Source organism: Brassicibacter mesophilus, assembly GCF_050433385.1.
GTDB lineage: Bacteria > Bacillota > Clostridia > Tissierellales > Proteiniboraceae > Brassicibacter > Brassicibacter mesophilus.
In genome coordinates this window covers 23,449-39,298 of sequence record NZ_JBNPXI010000034.1, presented here as the reverse complement: position 1 = coordinate 39,298, position 15,850 = coordinate 23,449, and the positions used below count along the sequence as shown (strand labels likewise).

At 33.6% G+C, this 15,850-nt stretch carries 14 protein-coding genes and 2 pseudogenes; 2 read left to right on the top strand and 14 right to left on the bottom strand.

Going from position 1 to position 15,850, the window contains the following annotated elements; genetic code table 11:
- Positions 1-163 (top strand): annotated as a pseudogene (locus HNR33_RS21320) (IS110 family transposase); the annotation flags it as partial.
- A 124-nt stretch (positions 164-287) separates the two neighbouring features.
- Here HNR33_RS21320 and HNR33_RS21315 read toward each other — a convergent pair.
- From HNR33_RS21315 to HNR33_RS21285, 7 genes are all read right to left on the bottom strand, one after another.
- Positions 288-461, bottom strand: a complete 174-nt coding sequence (locus HNR33_RS21315) for a sigma factor-like helix-turn-helix DNA-binding protein (protein WP_429087639.1) — start codon at positions 459-461, stop codon at positions 288-290.
- A 718-nt stretch (positions 462-1,179) separates the two neighbouring features.
- Positions 1,180-1,941, bottom strand: a complete 762-nt coding sequence (locus tag HNR33_RS21310; RefSeq protein ID WP_429087636.1) for an MBL fold metallo-hydrolase — start codon at positions 1,939-1,941, stop codon at positions 1,180-1,182.
- A gap of 456 nt (positions 1,942-2,397) precedes the next feature.
- On the bottom strand, positions 2,398-3,351 hold the full coding sequence (locus HNR33_RS21305; protein ID WP_429087634.1) for an aminoglycoside phosphotransferase family protein: 954 nt from the start codon (positions 3,349-3,351) through the stop codon (positions 2,398-2,400).
- Positions 3,352-3,865: 514 nt separating this feature from the next.
- The gene (locus HNR33_RS21300; protein ID WP_429087631.1) at positions 3,866-4,876 is read right to left on the bottom strand and encodes a GNAT family N-acetyltransferase; all 1,011 of its coding nucleotides are present in this window, start codon (positions 4,874-4,876) and stop codon (positions 3,866-3,868) included.
- Between the two features lie 326 nt (positions 4,877-5,202).
- Positions 5,203-5,964 (bottom strand): class I SAM-dependent methyltransferase, encoded by a 762-nt coding sequence (locus tag HNR33_RS21295; RefSeq protein ID WP_429087628.1) that lies wholly within the window; start codon positions 5,962-5,964, stop codon positions 5,203-5,205.
- Positions 5,965-6,251: 287 nt separating this feature from the next.
- Complete coding sequence (locus tag HNR33_RS21290; protein WP_429087626.1) at positions 6,252-6,794, bottom strand: GNAT family N-acetyltransferase; 543 nt, start codon at positions 6,792-6,794, stop codon at positions 6,252-6,254.
- Between the two features lie 1,252 nt (positions 6,795-8,046).
- Complete coding sequence (locus tag HNR33_RS21285; RefSeq protein WP_429087643.1) at positions 8,047-8,508, bottom strand: effector binding domain-containing protein; 462 nt, start codon at positions 8,506-8,508, stop codon at positions 8,047-8,049.
- A 68-nt stretch (positions 8,509-8,576) separates the two neighbouring features.
- On the opposite strand from HNR33_RS21285, the gene HNR33_RS21280 reads away from it, so the two are divergent.
- Positions 8,577-9,697 (top strand): IS3 family transposase gene (locus HNR33_RS21280; RefSeq protein WP_429087623.1). Its coding sequence is split into 2 segments (ribosomal slippage): positions 8,577-8,826 and positions 8,826-9,697, totalling 1,122 coding nucleotides; the frame shifts between segments, so codons are not numbered across the junction.
- A 51-nt stretch (positions 9,698-9,748) separates the two neighbouring features.
- Here the strand turns inward: HNR33_RS21280 and HNR33_RS21275 are convergent.
- From HNR33_RS21275 to HNR33_RS21245, 7 genes and pseudogenes are all read right to left on the bottom strand, one after another.
- Positions 9,749-10,402: a GNAT family N-acetyltransferase gene (locus tag HNR33_RS21275; RefSeq protein WP_429087621.1), complete on the bottom strand. Its 654-nt coding sequence runs from the start codon at positions 10,400-10,402 to the stop codon at positions 9,749-9,751.
- Positions 10,403-10,619: 217 nt separating this feature from the next.
- Positions 10,620-11,738 carry an alpha/beta fold hydrolase gene (locus tag HNR33_RS21270; RefSeq protein ID WP_429087619.1) on the bottom strand — a complete coding sequence of 373 codons (1,119 nt, stop codon included), beginning with the start codon at positions 11,736-11,738 and terminating at the stop codon, positions 10,620-10,622.
- Between the two features lie 197 nt (positions 11,739-11,935).
- Positions 11,936-12,475 carry a dihydrofolate reductase family protein gene (locus HNR33_RS21265; protein WP_429087617.1) on the bottom strand — a complete coding sequence of 180 codons (540 nt, stop codon included), beginning with the start codon at positions 12,473-12,475 and terminating at the stop codon, positions 11,936-11,938.
- A 279-nt stretch (positions 12,476-12,754) separates the two neighbouring features.
- Positions 12,755-13,237: pseudogene (locus HNR33_RS21260) on the bottom strand (transposase); the annotation flags it as partial.
- 67 nt (positions 13,238-13,304) lie between these two features.
- Positions 13,305-13,718, bottom strand: coding sequence for a hypothetical protein (locus HNR33_RS21255; RefSeq protein ID WP_429087615.1), 414 nt, complete (start codon positions 13,716-13,718; stop codon positions 13,305-13,307).
- Positions 13,719-13,962: 244 nt separating this feature from the next.
- The gene (locus HNR33_RS21250) at positions 13,963-14,541 is read right to left on the bottom strand and encodes an accessory gene regulator ArgB-like protein (RefSeq protein ID WP_429087613.1); all 579 of its coding nucleotides are present in this window, start codon (positions 14,539-14,541) and stop codon (positions 13,963-13,965) included.
- A 9-nt stretch (positions 14,542-14,550) separates the two neighbouring features.
- Positions 14,551-15,837, bottom strand: coding sequence for a sensor histidine kinase (locus HNR33_RS21245; RefSeq protein WP_429087611.1), 1,287 nt, complete (start codon positions 15,835-15,837; stop codon positions 14,551-14,553).
- Positions 15,838-15,850 lie beyond the last annotated feature (13 nt).

The window sequence follows — 15,850 nt, the reverse complement described above, 5'->3', positions numbered from 1 at the left end:
AAGGTCTAGTGGATATGCAAATACTACATTAAGAGCTTATTATGATAAAAAAATAGCTGAAGGAAAGCCTTCTAAAGTAGCTATTATTGCTACTTGTAATAAACTATTAAGGATTATTTATGGCATTTTAAAAAGCAAAAGTTTTTTTGATTCAAGCCATTAGTTAATATAGATTATTACCTTGCAGTAGCATTTTTAAAACCTATTTTTTTATAGGCTTGTTTGCTATGCTTATTTTTACTATATTCTACTTTTTTTCAAAAAACCCTTGACAACCATTAGCTGGTTTAGATTATACCACAACATATCATCAAGTTTAGATTATTATATAACCCATTAATGTATGATCTAGATATTCCTAGCATGTTTGCTATCTCTCGTTGTGTTTTACAGCCTCTGTTTGCTAAGCCATATCTTCGCTCGATAATTGTCTTTTCTCTATCCTTTAATACTTTATTCATTTTTCGATATAACTTTTTTACTTGAATTTTGAGGTCAGCTTCGTCTATTATCTCATCAGGTCCAATTTTTAGTATATCTATCAGTGTGCTCTGACCATGACAGACTCTTTAGAATCTTATCTTTAGCAATTCTTTTATATTGACTTTCGTAACGTTAAATACGTCGTCATCTGCTTTGATAGCTCTTTATCTACTTACCTTAGATTCCATCATAGTCTGTGTCTGGATCTCTCCTTTTGTGCCTCAATGTATGTATATCATAGAAGTAGATAATCAAGCCCTACACGATTTACGGGACTGAATATGCTTCAGGGATTACGGTCTCCCTTATGGTCTATATAATTCTCTGATGAAGAAACTAAGCGACTCACATAAAAGTCAAGAAGCTGACTTTTATTTCGCTGCTTATGTGTACGCTTTACCTTTATCGCCACTGATAACGGCACAACACTCGATAGTGGTGTGGTTGGCTAGACCTTTTCATGTAAGAGCCTTCACCTTACCAGTAATGCCATGCTTCGCTTGGCGTACTAATGTTTCGAGTGTTCCCGACGTTCATCAGCTCTTACGCAGCTCGGTCCAAGACGCTGATGAATGTTGGGAACACACTGTTAGATGCAGTTTCTGTTTTGAAATATTAAATAACCGTTTTCTACCAAAAGCATGAATCTATCTAACATTTCCAACCAACACTAGTATTTTACTTTGATATTATCGACTATAGCCAGACAGCCCAGTCACCATAGTCAAATGTTCCGCTACCGTGACGCAGTTTTCCCTCATCTCGCAACTGCCGAAAAGCGTCACACATTCTTATCAGAATCTCAGGCTGAATATTCAAAGTGTGATGTGCTGGAAACACACGTTTCGCCGGCAACCCCGACACCCGCTCCAGAGAATTCAGGTACGCCTCAGGATCAGTGGAAGGATAGTAGGCAAATAGGGTATCTTTATAAACCAAATCACCTGTAAAAAGATAACCTCTCTCCTTTTCCCAAAAACACATATGTCCCGGCGAATGGCCTGGTGTATGCAGAACCTGAATACAGCGGTCACCAATATCTAATATATCATTATCCTTCAGAACCCTTGTTGGAGTTCCCTGAAAAAATTTATATTTATCTACATCATACCCCTCTGGCAGATCGCAGCGGTCAGCCACCATATCTTTGATTTGCTCCATTGTCAGAGGAAATTCTCCGCTAAGCCAATTCAATTCATCTTCATGAGCATAAAAGTCAGGAAAGTACTCATGCCCTCCAATATGATCCCAGTGAATGTGGGTTGCTACTGCGGTAATTGGATTGTCAGTCAACTTGATGACTTTATCATGAATATTACAGATTCCAAGCCCGGTATCAATTAGCAGACTGTATTTAGAGCCCTTCAGAAGATAACAATGCGTTTCCTCCCAGTGGCGATATTCGCTGATGATATAAGTTTCTTTGTCAACTTGATCTATTGTAAACCAATTGTCCATGAATCTTCCTCCTTAATTTTTCTTAATACAAATTCTTTTTAGTCTATTTTTAGCGCCGCTACACGGCATCCATCCAACATATTATGTTCACTATATTTCTACTGAAGATTTTACTACAGAAATATGGTTCGAAATTTATTCTTACCTTAATTCTACTCCGCTATAGAGGGAGATATTTAAGTTCCCATTATATCAAAGACAAAAACAGAAATTACATCTATCGTTTTGCATTCAAGACGTTCCTGAGCCTAGCCAGTCTTGGCTTGGCTCAGGAATGTGCTTTGGCTACTACAGAAGCTTGACCTAATTTAGCCAAAGCGAACTTGAATGTTTTGTTATATGTAGTTTTAGCTACTACTCTTTAAGCTGAGTCTCCTCTGGCTTACTTTAAATTTGTTTCGTAGAATAAGAATATTATGTACTATAGATTATGCTCATTTGATTGGACTCACATCACTACAGATTCATTGTCACGATGATTTCTTCTTCAATTCCATCAATCCAACCACGTGGAATATTTTCCCTATTTATCAGTGCCAACATTACTACTATATCCGCTATTTTTGATAGCTTATACCAATCTTCAGGTAATGTCCTTTGGCTCATAGCGTTATATCCCTCGGAAAAATCGCTTTTTGTTTTGTCATCTATATATTCAGAATAATTCTCTCTTGTTCTAAAAAGTTTTCCAATGTCATAGTAACACGGCACGGAAAAACAATATTCAAAATCAATAAACCATGGTGTATCATAAACGTCTATAAGGATATTGGAAGGGATAAAATCGCCATGACAGAATACATTTTTTTCTGATATTCGTTCTATTAAGTGGCGATTAGCGTCAATGAAATGTTCTAAATCTCGTTTTACTATTTCGTTCAAATGTTTTCCCGGAATTCCATCAAGAAAGAATTTATATTGATTTTTAAATGGTGTTATTTGTTTCTTAATACATAAATCATCATTTAATAATGCCGTACAAGCGTATTCCTTTCCATGTAATAACGCAAGCATACTTCCGATTTTATAGGCAACATTGTTTGAAAACCCTTTGTTTTTGGCCACATGCTCTCTCAATGTCAATCCGTCAATGTATTGAAAAATCGCATATGTATTATCAATTATGGTTTTACTGTTGTCAAAATGTAGTACCTCGGGTACTTTAATAATAGAGTGAGAGTGCTTATAAGCTACTATTTCAATATAGCTATGGTCATTGTTTTTAGGATAAACTTTAAGTAAATACTTTTTGTTGCTCGCTTCAACCATATAATTGCTTGTACTCATTCCGTCTGTAATTGGAGCTATATTTTGAATTAGAAGTCGGCTATTGTATTTAGAGAAAATAGCGTGAATATTTTCTGTGTCTACGGATTCAAAATCAAATAATCTATCGTTACTTTTTGACATGTAATCACCTCACTTAATATAAATAATCATCACTTAGCCGTCTTTACAAAAACGAACAAGCCATATATCCATTTTATAATTAATACCATTAAAATAACAATAATTATCCTTCATCAAAAAGAAAAGTAGGTATTACCTGCTCCAATATCTTTATAAATCTTCAATTTAAAAATCTTTAGGCTATCACTCTATTTTTCCAAAATTACATATAACGTTTTCGCACTCAAGACGTTCCTGAACCAGACCCCAAAGGGATTCCCCTTGGCGTGTTTTCGCCGGTGAAGAAATGTGCTTTGGCTTCTCCAAAAGCTTGACCCAATATAGCCAAAGCGAACTTGAGTGTTTTGTTATAGGATGGATAGTGCCCCACGAAGCCACACTGAAACAAATGCCTGCCTCTTAAATATTTGTATCTCAATATATAAGAATTATGCCATAATACTGATGTTCATAGAAAAAGGCACAAATATTTAATTTTTTATAATTTTTAAAAACAGTTAGCTAATTGAATTTACTATAACTGCTTAATACTCGGGTTATTAAAGTTTGCCCATGCATAATTACTGTCAATGAACCTAACCATTCTGTAAGCTACAGGCTTAAATCCACACTTAGGCCAAAATGTTGAAGAAACAAGGTTGGTTATTCTCCAATCTGTTGTTATGTTGCCATATCCCTTTTCTTTTATAATTTTGCATCCTTCATTCATTAATTTTTTACCAATGCCACTTCCCATTTGGGAATAATAAGTGCCCGCCGTACATAGCTCTATTCCATCATCAGGTGTCATCAAATTTGGGGTAATAATTTCATATTCTTGAAATCCTAATTCCTTCATATTTTTTTCTGCAATAAGAACGATAACATCATCTTCCTCTACCAACCCTTTGAAAGCTTCCTTTATTCTCGCTAAAACTTCGGGGAAGGCTGGTATAAACACAGGTGCAGAATTTTGAAATTTAGAGATTATGCTGGACATTTTGCCCATTACTTCACTGTCCATTTTATTAGCAAATCTGATATCTACATCAGCTACATTTTCAAAAGGTTTGTATTCTTCTATGTTCATTACACCATGTACTTGCTCAATAGAAAAGCTTAATTGCAGAAATGCCTCATAGTACACCTGGTTTACAATAGGTATTAAGGTATAGTGACTGAAGCAACCTTGTTCAAGCCACAGAACTGAAACCTTCGCATATAGATACCTTATGAGTTCAGATGATTGATCCGTTCTGATCGCAATCCCCTCATAGGGAACCCATGCATACCTGCCCCTCCTATTATCAATCTTTATCTCTCCCATTATATAACCTACTAGTTCATCATTAGCGAATGCACCTATCCCAATAACTTTGCTATTGACGAACAATTTCTCAAGCTTATCCGTAATATATTTCACATTAAGGCAACTGTTTTTCAGGAATGGAAGTACCTTGTTCTCAATATTTTGCCTGCCTATTAGTAAATCAGTCATTACAGGCATATCATTGATAGTAATTGATCTGAATTCACAGTTATTCATTTCTATACCTCCTCAAAAATTTCATTATATACATAGTTAATCATCCACTTGAGTTAAATGAATCACTTGTTTTGAAATATTTTACAATTATAAATTTAAAAACAACATGTCCATCTCTAACAAAAGTCTCCATGAACGAGCAACCACGCAACATTCTCATGTTCCCGACATTCCTCAACCTTAGATAGCTCTTATCTAAGGTTGAGGAATGTGTGGAGAGCTTTCACCAAAAAGATTACCTTGTCCGGAACGAATGGGAACACATTATTAGATGATGTTAAGCACGGAATCTACCGTAAACTACTCTACTTTAGTTATAAAATAATTTAAGGTTTCTTCGCTAAATATAAATCTATTGTATCATACACTTTAAAACAACCACCAAACCTATTAATTGCAAATTTTATTTCATTAAAAAATGATTCCTTTATATCACTTGAGAGTATACGATGATCTGAATATGTATTGAGTAGTGAAACATAGTCTTCTGCATTAAAACTCCTTGTTTGATGCATCAACTTAAACTGTAAGTCTATAAATCCATATTTTCTGATTGTATCCATTATCATATTGTATTTTTCTTGATTGTCCTTAACTAGATTAGCAGTAGGCATATACTTTTTGTAAATAGATTGTATTGCTTTATGGGCACTATTTTTCCTTCCTGAAGGTCTATTCCAAAATAAAGCTAAAGTACCACCACTTGTAAGCATATCAAAAACTTTTGGATACCCTATTTCTTGTGGTATCCAATGAAAAGCTGTTCCTGAATATATCAAATCAATACTGTTTGGAGTATATATGTAGTCTTCAAAAGAAATATTATGTATTGAAAAGTTATCATAGGTACTGAATTTATTCTTTGAGTATGTAGCTAATCTGTCCCCTAATTCTATTGCTGTAACTGAACAACCAGTCTCTAAGATAGGTGTAGTAGCTTGCCCAGTACCTATCCCTATCTCAACAGCTTTCTTAGTTGCATCAAGTCCCGAATAATCAATTATAGCATCAAATAATCCTTTACAATATGTAGGTCTAAACTTATCATAATTCTTTTCATCTTCGTTAAATGTCAATCGTTTATCCATTTAATCACCTCATTAGTATATATTTTTCTTATAATACAATAGTACTCAATGTCATCTATCGGTTGGCATTTGCGACGTCTCTGGATCGGGCCCCAAAACCCTTCCTCTTGGTGGAGCTTTGCTACCGATGAAGAGATGTGGTGCACCTGTACTACCCCAAATACGTGCCTCCGTGCACCCTATCCCTAAATGCTTTGTTATAGGAGTGATGACTCTTTTTCCCCCAATAATTCTTCACAAAATAAGAATAATGAAAATTACTTTTTATACAGATTATTCTCATACTCCTATATATATTTTTTCAGCGAATGCTCCAATTTCCTTTTCATTGACAACATATCTATCAAAAAGACATCTACCAAAAGTCTACAATCCATCTGATATTCCTGTTTGGCTACCTGTGCACCAAATTTGTGATAAAATCGATTTGATGGTGCATAATGAGGGTTATAGATAACCATGTTTTCCATACCCTTCGCTAAGTAAAAATCTAATATATAGATAATCATCATGAGAGAAATTCCCCTATTTCGCTGGTCAGGATATACCCAGAGGCCATTCAGTTCTATCCCTTTTTCGGGTATGTCAAAAGTTTCCGCAAAACTACCAAAAGCAACGCCAAGCATCTTATCATTCTCAAACGCACCAATCAACAAACGTATATCATTGTTTTCTTCGGCTGTATGCATCCAATCTACCCAAAAGTCCAATTCTTGCGAAACAGAAAGCGTGTTTTCAGCCTTACCAGCTAACTCTTCTGTCCAACACAAAATCTTTAATTCTATAGCTTGTTGCATATCCACTTCCGTTAATTCTCTAATTTTAATCATCTGCTAATCCTCCAATTATACAAATAATCTTTATTACACATTATTCTGCAACTCCGTATCTTATTGCTTTCTATTCATACAAACACCAATGAATAGCCCCGATATCATCATTTCCTATAACGGTTCATATTTCCGTTGTTTCAGCCACCTAACTAGCTCTTAGCTTGGTGGCTGAAAGCGGTAAAACATTTAATTTAAATCATTAATTATTACTTGATTCTTATCATGCAGTAGCATTTTTAAAACCTATTTTTTATAGGTTTATTTGTTATGCCTATTTTTACTATATTCTACTTTTTTTCAAAAAACCCTTGACAACCATTAGCTGGCTTAGGCGAAGTCTAAAAAGTTTCCTTATTCATCTCATAAAATAACTGTTCTATATCTTCTATTAATCTTGGTTGGCTATGCTCAAGCAATGAAATATATCTACTTCCGGTTGCATAAAATGTTACCCTATTCAAAGGTCTATAATCTATGATCTCTTTTACATCTAAACCTAGTTTTTCTCTCTTTTATATCAAAAATCTTATCTAATTTTTCTTGATATGTACTAATAACTTCTTTCATTTATCGACCCTGCCTTTTTTAGTTTTTGCCTAACGGTTCGTATTTGCAACACCTTCGAACTGAACCCCATAGGAATACCTCTTAATAGAGCTTCGCACCTAGTGAGAAGGTATGGTGCACAACGCCCTAGACTTGTCCCTTAGTACACCCTTGTGCAAACGTTTTGTTAGATGATGGCTCCAAACCACTAACCCTAAATCCACAAATTTCATTTTTCATAGTCTGCATTAAAGCCTTAACTAATCCATGTCATTTTTGCTTCTATTAGTTCTCATATGTTATTTTTAAGGATAAGTTCACATTTCACTCCGATGGCACCTATACCTGAACGAAATTTTGATCCTTCAATAATAGCCTTGTCTTTTGTAATCTCAGTTTTTTCAATCATCAATAATATTCCTTCTATAGAGTTTCCTTTGCCTACAGATAATATATCTCTTCATTTAATACGTCCCCTTACAAATAATATTTATTCTTGTTTAATTCTATTTAAATGCTCAATAAATAATAATTATAAAATCATTCTCTAATAGACTAGCACTAGAACGTTACGGATGTTATAATAGGTGCTTGCACCCAGCGAAAAGATGTGGTGCGCAATGACCTAAAAAAACAATCCTCTGCGCACCTTTACGCTAAACATATTGTTATATATAGTTTCCCCTATGCCCCTTATACACCACTATTTTATTGGGCAATAAATAGTTATTTCAGGGTTACTATTAGATTTAAGTTTATTATCTTTAATATGCCATTCTTCACGCCATTTAAGCTTTGGATTTACTTTCATATTATTAATGTTAATATAATTTATAAGTTTCTCCCATGTATTTGGCAAAGTAGTAAAATTACATCTAGCACATATGTATTTACCTCCTTCTAAAATCTGTAAAGATAGCCCTGTCTCAAGCTCATTTGGCTTAACCATACAAGATACCATTGCAATATAATATCTACGTATATTTTTTCTTCTAATATTATAATTATTAAAAACATAATACTTAGATTCTGTTATTGAAACATTGTTTTTTGACCAATTTAAAATATTTCTCCATGCCTCATACGGAGCATGTTCTTCATCGCCATACACCTGTGACAAAATAACCATCATAGGAGGTAAAGTTACAACTGGATCGGCTACAATTAACTAGACAATAAAAATAAGGTCATGTAAACTTTAAATAATATTAAATAAAGAGGAGACCTGTTTATATGACTAAAAGAGATAGAAGAACCTATACTGATGAATTTAAAGCTCAAATGGTAAAGCTTTATGAAAGTGGTAAACCCAAACAAGAGATAATGAAAGAGTACGATTTAACGCCAACTGCCTTTAATACCTGGATTAAAAGAAGTCAAACAACAGGTTCCTTTAAGGAAAAGGATAATCTTTCCCCAGAAGAAATTGAACTTAATAATCTAAGAAAAGAAAATCAAAAGCTGAAAATGGAGAATGATATTTTAAAGCAAGCGGCGCTGATATTAGGACGAAAGTAAATGTGATAAAAAATAATGCCCACAAATACAGTGTATCAGCAATGTGCAAAGTCTTACAAATCTCTAGAAGTACCTATTACTATGAATCTAAGGCTAAAGAATCAACTGATGAGATAACACCCAAGGTTATAGAAATCTTTAAAGCTAGTAGAAATAATTATGGCACTAGAAAAATCAAGATAGAGCTTAAGAAACAAGAAATTATAGTTTCAAGAAGGAAAATCGGTAAAATAATGAAAGCTAATGGGTTAGTATCAAACTATACCGTTGCTCAGTATAAGCCCCATGTAAGTAAATGCAATGAATCTAATGTAGCAAATAAGCTAAATAGGAAATTTAGCACTGAAGCACCATATGCAGTTGTAGTAAGCGATTTAACATATGTTAGGGTTAAAAATACCTGGAATTACGTATGTCTTTTAATTGACCTCTTTAATAGAGAGATTATAGGTTATAGTGCTGGCACTAACAAAGATGCTAATCTAGTGTATCAAGCCTTTGCTAGTGTCAAAACTCGATTAGATTCTATTACTTTGTTCCATACTGATCGAGGTAATGAATTCAAAAATAAACTCATTGAAGAAGTTCTAGACACTTTTAAAATCAAACGTTCTCTAAGTATGAAGGGTTGTCCATATGATAATGCTGTAGCTGAAGCTACATTTAAAATAATTAAGACTGAGTTTACTAAGAATTATTGCTTTGAGAATTTAGAAGAACTTGAGTTGAAGTTAGCAGATTATGTTAATTGGTTTAATAATTTTAGAATTCATTCAACTCTAGGATATCTAAGTCCTAGACAATTTAAAAATCATAACCTTATAAAAACTGTCTAATTTAGTGTTGACAATCCAATGTGATGTTGCACACGGAAGTTTTCAATAGCCTTATCTTGATACCCTCATTTTCACTAATTGACTAAACCTTATTTGTGTTGGAAGATCACTGAGCAGTTCTTTAGGAGGAAATTCTTTATCAAATTCTTTAGCTGCTTTTTCATCTATATCATAAATTTTATCTTCTAAAAAACGACCACTTATGTTAGACAAGGCTTCAGGATATAATTCCAATGCCTGTAGCGCAGCTGCATACATATTATCAGATGTACCAATTTTATAGTCTTTTGCAGCGGTAAAGCCAAATCTACAATAATAGTCTGGGTCACCGTAAATAAGTATTGCTTTGTAACCAAGCTCTTTTGCCTTTGCCTTCGTATGTTCTATTAATATGCCACCAATTCCTTTCCTTTGAGATATAGGGAGAACTGAAATGGGACCAAAAGTTATCACATTGTGATAGAAACCATTATCATCAACAATTTTAGCTTTGGTGTAAACAATATTACCGACGACTTCCCCATTTACTTCTGCAACAGTATCAAGTTCATGAATAAATGAATCAGCTTTTCTCATGATATGTAATAGATAGTGTTCATTACATCCAGGAACATGGAGATTCCAAAAAGCTTCCCTAGTCAATTCTTCAACCGTTCTATAATCTGATACAGTTTCATTTCGTAGCACTACATCTTTTGTATTCATAAATATCTCCTCCAAAACCTATAAAAAATCTATTTTCAAAAACTAATGTGCAATGTCACATAACGTTCTCGCACTCGAAACGTTCCTGAATCGGACCCACAGAGCCCTTCTTCTTGGCGGTGCTCGCACCCGATGAAAGAATGTGCGTAGCGAACGGAAACATTTTGCTAGATGATGTTGACTCATTCATCTTTGAAGCTTTTACCTTCACATTTTTTTAACTTATGTTTAATCGTACTTTTAATATTTCTCCTACAACGTTACAAAAAGCTTCGGGATTATCAAGGAAAGGTAAATGCCCTGCTTTTTCTATTAAAAATATCTCTTTATCAGGAGCTATTATAGAGTTGAAATATTCCTCAATCATTATATGTGGAGGTATACAATCACTATCACCGGAAATGAAATATACTGGAACTTGATAGTTCTTTGAATACTCATTCAAATCAAAGTTATAAAAAACGTATTCATCTAGCATTACTGCATATTGAAAACGATTCTTTAAATTACTATTCTTTAAAAAGAATTTTAAATCTCTTAGTGACATCTCAGAAGAAGTCAAATATAACCACATTATTTTTACAAGTGACATTTCCTCATTACAAGTGAGATATTGGGCTATGAGCTTACGCATTTCAATAAAATTCGTCATGAATTCTAGATTAATATTTTTTTGTTGGGATACTTTATTCCAAGTATCATGCAATTCTTTTATATATTCTATTTTACCATCTGATTGTGCCATATCAATTGCTGTTTTAACAGCTAACTCTTCTCCCTTCATAGCATTGATATTTTGTCCAATACCTATATAGGCAGATACTTTTTCAGGATATTTCAAACAATATTGTGTACCCAGAACAGTTCCCCAAGAATGCCCCATAAGTATAATCTTGTTTTGCCCAAATCTATTGGTTAAATAGGATACTATTTCATCAATATCATTTATCAGAATATCAGGAGAAATATCTGTTTCAAAGTTCATATTAGGATTTTCAAAAAAAGTTCTTCCACTACCACGTTGGTCCCAATTAACAAATGTGTAGTCTTGCTCAAGTGCTTTCTGATAATAAGGTGCTATATAAGCATTAGGATTACATGGTCCACCATGTAAGAACAAAATTATTGGATTATTCTCATTCTCTCCACGAATCTGTATATATTGCTTAATCTCACCTATTTCAACATATAAATTTTGTTGTACTCCATTTTTAGAGATAATTTTAATTTTATTTGAATTAATTAGTCTTGCTATAAAAATAATACAAATGATTAATGCTATGAGTATAGCAATAGAAATAATTAGCCCTCTAATTAAATATAATACATTTTCCACAACCTACACCTTCCTATATTATTTTTCCTAAAAGGAGTACCTCGTAATGAATGAGTCAATTTCATCTAACGTTTCGGATTAGCGATGTCTCTGAACCGGACCTCAAAGGAATTCTCCTTGGTGGAGCTTCGCTCCCGGTGAAGAGATGTTGTTAATCTATTGTTAGCTCATGTTGTGAGCGGAAATAAGCATTCACTCTAGTTGTTATCACTTTGCCTCTTTACATAGTGAAGTTCTGCAAATTGATTAAACCGCCGAATACTTTTTAATTCTAACTCTATTTCAATGTTCTGTTTATTGAACAAAGGAATTCCTGTTCCAATAATGGTAGGTGCAATATTTATTATAAACTCATCCACAAGATTCTCTTTAAGAAAATAGGATAGTAAGTCTCCTCCACCAACAATCCAAATGTTTCTACCTTCAACACCCTTTAATGTGTTTATAAATCTAACTATGTCGCCATCAACAAACTCTACACTATTATTAGGTTCATATCTTGACTTAGTGAATACATAACACTTCTTATTCTTATAGGGGAAATTCTCTTTCTCTACGTTCATGATCCAATCATAGGTTCTTCTACCAAGAACTATTGTATCTATAGTGTCATAGAACTCCGAATACCCATTATCGCCTTCTCCTTCCACCTTAAATAACCAATCTAATGAATCATCTTCAGTAGCTATATACTCATCCAAACTTGTGGCTATATAAACTATCACTTTTCTTCTCATTGTAAATACCTCCTCGATGTTTTAATAAACAGCTCACAATGTCAGCTAACTATTGCATTCCCGAACCATTGCTCGAGAATTTCTGCTTATAGATTCTTTCCACTAATTACACATTATACCACAATCGAGTAATTTTTTGATTACAATAAACACTACTAACAATATGAGGCTGCTGAAAAATAAGCTAATTTAGTCAGTTATTTAGGTAAAATTTAAAAGCACATCAATATTTTCAAATTAATCGTGAAAATACTGATGTGCTTTTTGCTATTGCAACTCTTATTTATTTCTTAGGATTGTCAATATCCTCTTGATATTCACTGTAAATATTGATATACCCCCTTGTATCTGCATGCCAAAGGGGCCTGATGAGTTCACAACACCATAACCATACCTGCTTTTAAGTTCACTATTTTTCGCCTCAATCATGTACCTCTCCCGATAATGTTCTTTGAAGTAAGCAGTTTCCTGAAATTCTTTATGATTTTCATGCAAGTCCGACTTGATTGATACAGAATATATTTTTGTTTTAGCTCCTTCTTTGTAACAACCTTCTCGCTGTAAACGTGTTTTGCATTTCTCTACATCAAAATAGTAGGTCATTACTTGATTTCTATTGGTCTCTCTTTTCTTACCAGTTTTTGCAACTCTTATTGCTAAATGTCCTTTCGGACATGCAAACATCCCTGCATCTTTATTGAATGAAAAATATTCCTCTTCCTTTCTTAAACCATTCGATATTATTGGATGTAGTTTGGAAATCACTTTTATCTCAAATTGGATTCATCAGCTTCTGTTTATGCTCACAATCATCCTTGCAGGTTTGAATCTACCGTTTCATACGTTTCCTAGTAGCAGCAATCTGCGTAATAATCCCAATTATAATAGACAAAAGAATTATGCCAATCCAAATTTCAAATCCTGGATTATGATGAAGTCTGTATACTTCTTCTGCCTTCATGCCTTCAACAATCTTCGCTTCATTGAGTCCTTTTATTAATTTTCCAAGATAGTTTCCAACAAAAATGCCAACGACAATTCCAGCAGTCATAAATGCTGAAATTAATTGTTTATTTAAGAAAATCAGCAATAGAACAATTACCACTAAAATAAAATAGAATTTCCAATTATGAGCTGCCCACTCAAATAGATATTCTGTATTCAAAACTGTAAATACTAATAGTGCGACCACTGCTAAAATAATGATCTCAATAATCACATATATGTTTCTTTTTTGTTTCATAGTTCCTCCTCATTATTCCTTGAAATTCTTACTTAGTAATTTTTATGCTATCATTATTAAGATATGTTATGAAGTAATAAATTGATTATCTTTTTCAAAAATCTAACATGTTAGTTTGGCATAACTTAATTATACCATTGTAGCGGATTTGTTGGATTCTACTTTTTCCTTTTCAATGCATAAAGGGCAGCTCTTTCTCCATAGCTTATTCAACTATTATGCAAAAGCCCTTAATCAATGATGTTTAATTATGTATGTTGCATAATATTTTTACTTTACCCAATATCAACATAATGGTTGACGCTAAAATCGATATAGCAATACAATTTGCTATCTGTCTTTGTCCTGCTCCAATAAACAGTATAGTCAAGATTGAGAGTAAAAGTGAGATGATGCGAGAACGTTTTTTATAAACCTTTTGTTCTAGTTCGTCCAGCGGCTTATTCTGATCCTCTACAGGAGCCAGAAAAAACACAATGAATGCAGATAGTATCAGGAATGCAATACAGGTTAAATTATTCCATGGCAGCCACTTTAGCGTACATAGAACGGCTACAATCAGCATAATCGACAGAAAGTAACAGTTTCGTTGTGTGCGCGCATGGTACCCACCAGCTGCTGTCCGCAATAAGCCGTAAGCTACTGTAAAAACAAGGCTTTGCCACATCATATTAAAAAGCAATCCTATAATAACAACCGTAGCAAAATTGAAAACCAAAATAGCTCCTTGCCAAAAACCATAAACATATATTTCTCGATCCTCATCTTTCACAATTTTCCACTTTATAAGCTTATCCGTAAGTACATGCGCAAAATGCTTCATTAGTCCCTCCTAAAAAACACTATTACAATACATTAATAATTTGACTTTGAAAGCTTTTTCGTTATGGCTTATCTGCATAGCTCCATCATATTTTTGCAACACAGCCTGAATACTTTTAAGTCCCATTCCATGGTTTGCCGTATCTTCCTTTCGTGAATAGAAGTGATTGTCTGTCTTTTTAACCACCCCATCGTAGGAATTGACAATTTTGATAACCAGCCGCCCCTTAGAGTATTTCGCTTTTAAATCAATCCAGCGATTCTCTGCTTTTACTACTGCTTCCAAGGCATTATCAATCAGATTGCCGAGAACTACTGCAATATCAAAAGTTTCAATAGATAGTTGGCTGGGAACAAAAATATCGGTAGTAATTGCTATCCCCTCTGCTTCCACCTGTTGCAATTTAAAATTGATAATACTGTCGATAGTGCTATTCCCTGAATTTGAATATTCCTTGTTTATACAGCAAATATCAGTCAGTTCCGCAAGCTGTGCTGCCAGTTCCTCGCTTCTTCCGGCACTCGCTAGCCCATACAGGGGAGAAAGTTTATTTTTCAAATCATGGCGAAGTACACGCATATTTTCAAGAGTAGATTTCATCATCTGTACTTGATATTTATAATAGCGGTTTTGTTCCTCCATAATGCGCTCATTCATTTGTGAAACCAACAACTCAGAAATTTTATCGTACAGATAAAATGTAAATATGTTTATAGACAAGGCACTTATAATGCAGATTACCATTAAGCTTTTCGAAATAGAACCGCCAGCAAAAATTGCAAACAACATTATAATTGTCCCTATTGGAACGGTTATTAAATTCAACCAATATACATTTGGCATAGAATATTCTTTTCTAATATTCTTAAATCTGTTTACCACAAGTACGAAAGCATAAGATACAATTCTAATAGTTATAATTCCAAATGTAAATTTGTATTCAAAGGGTGCCATTGGATTTAGTGTTATAAAGCTGGTTAGATAAGCAATAATAGTTTCAACACACATTAGGGAAAAACATATAATTACAGATGAAAGTACAGCTTTTCTTATCCCTCCGACATATAGAAGTGAAATAAGAAATATGATTATCATGTTGGTAAAAAACACAAGTAAAGGTATTTTAAAAATAATATGGGTTAGTGTAATGACAGCAAAATATCCAAGATATGCTATTCTCTCTATATGCGCATTAATCTTGCATTCAGCGTAAAAAATATGTATATATTTATAAATGACATAGGCCATAAACAAGTTTCCAAGGGTATAAATAATGCCATATTTTTCTAATGCCATAGAAACTGTCTCC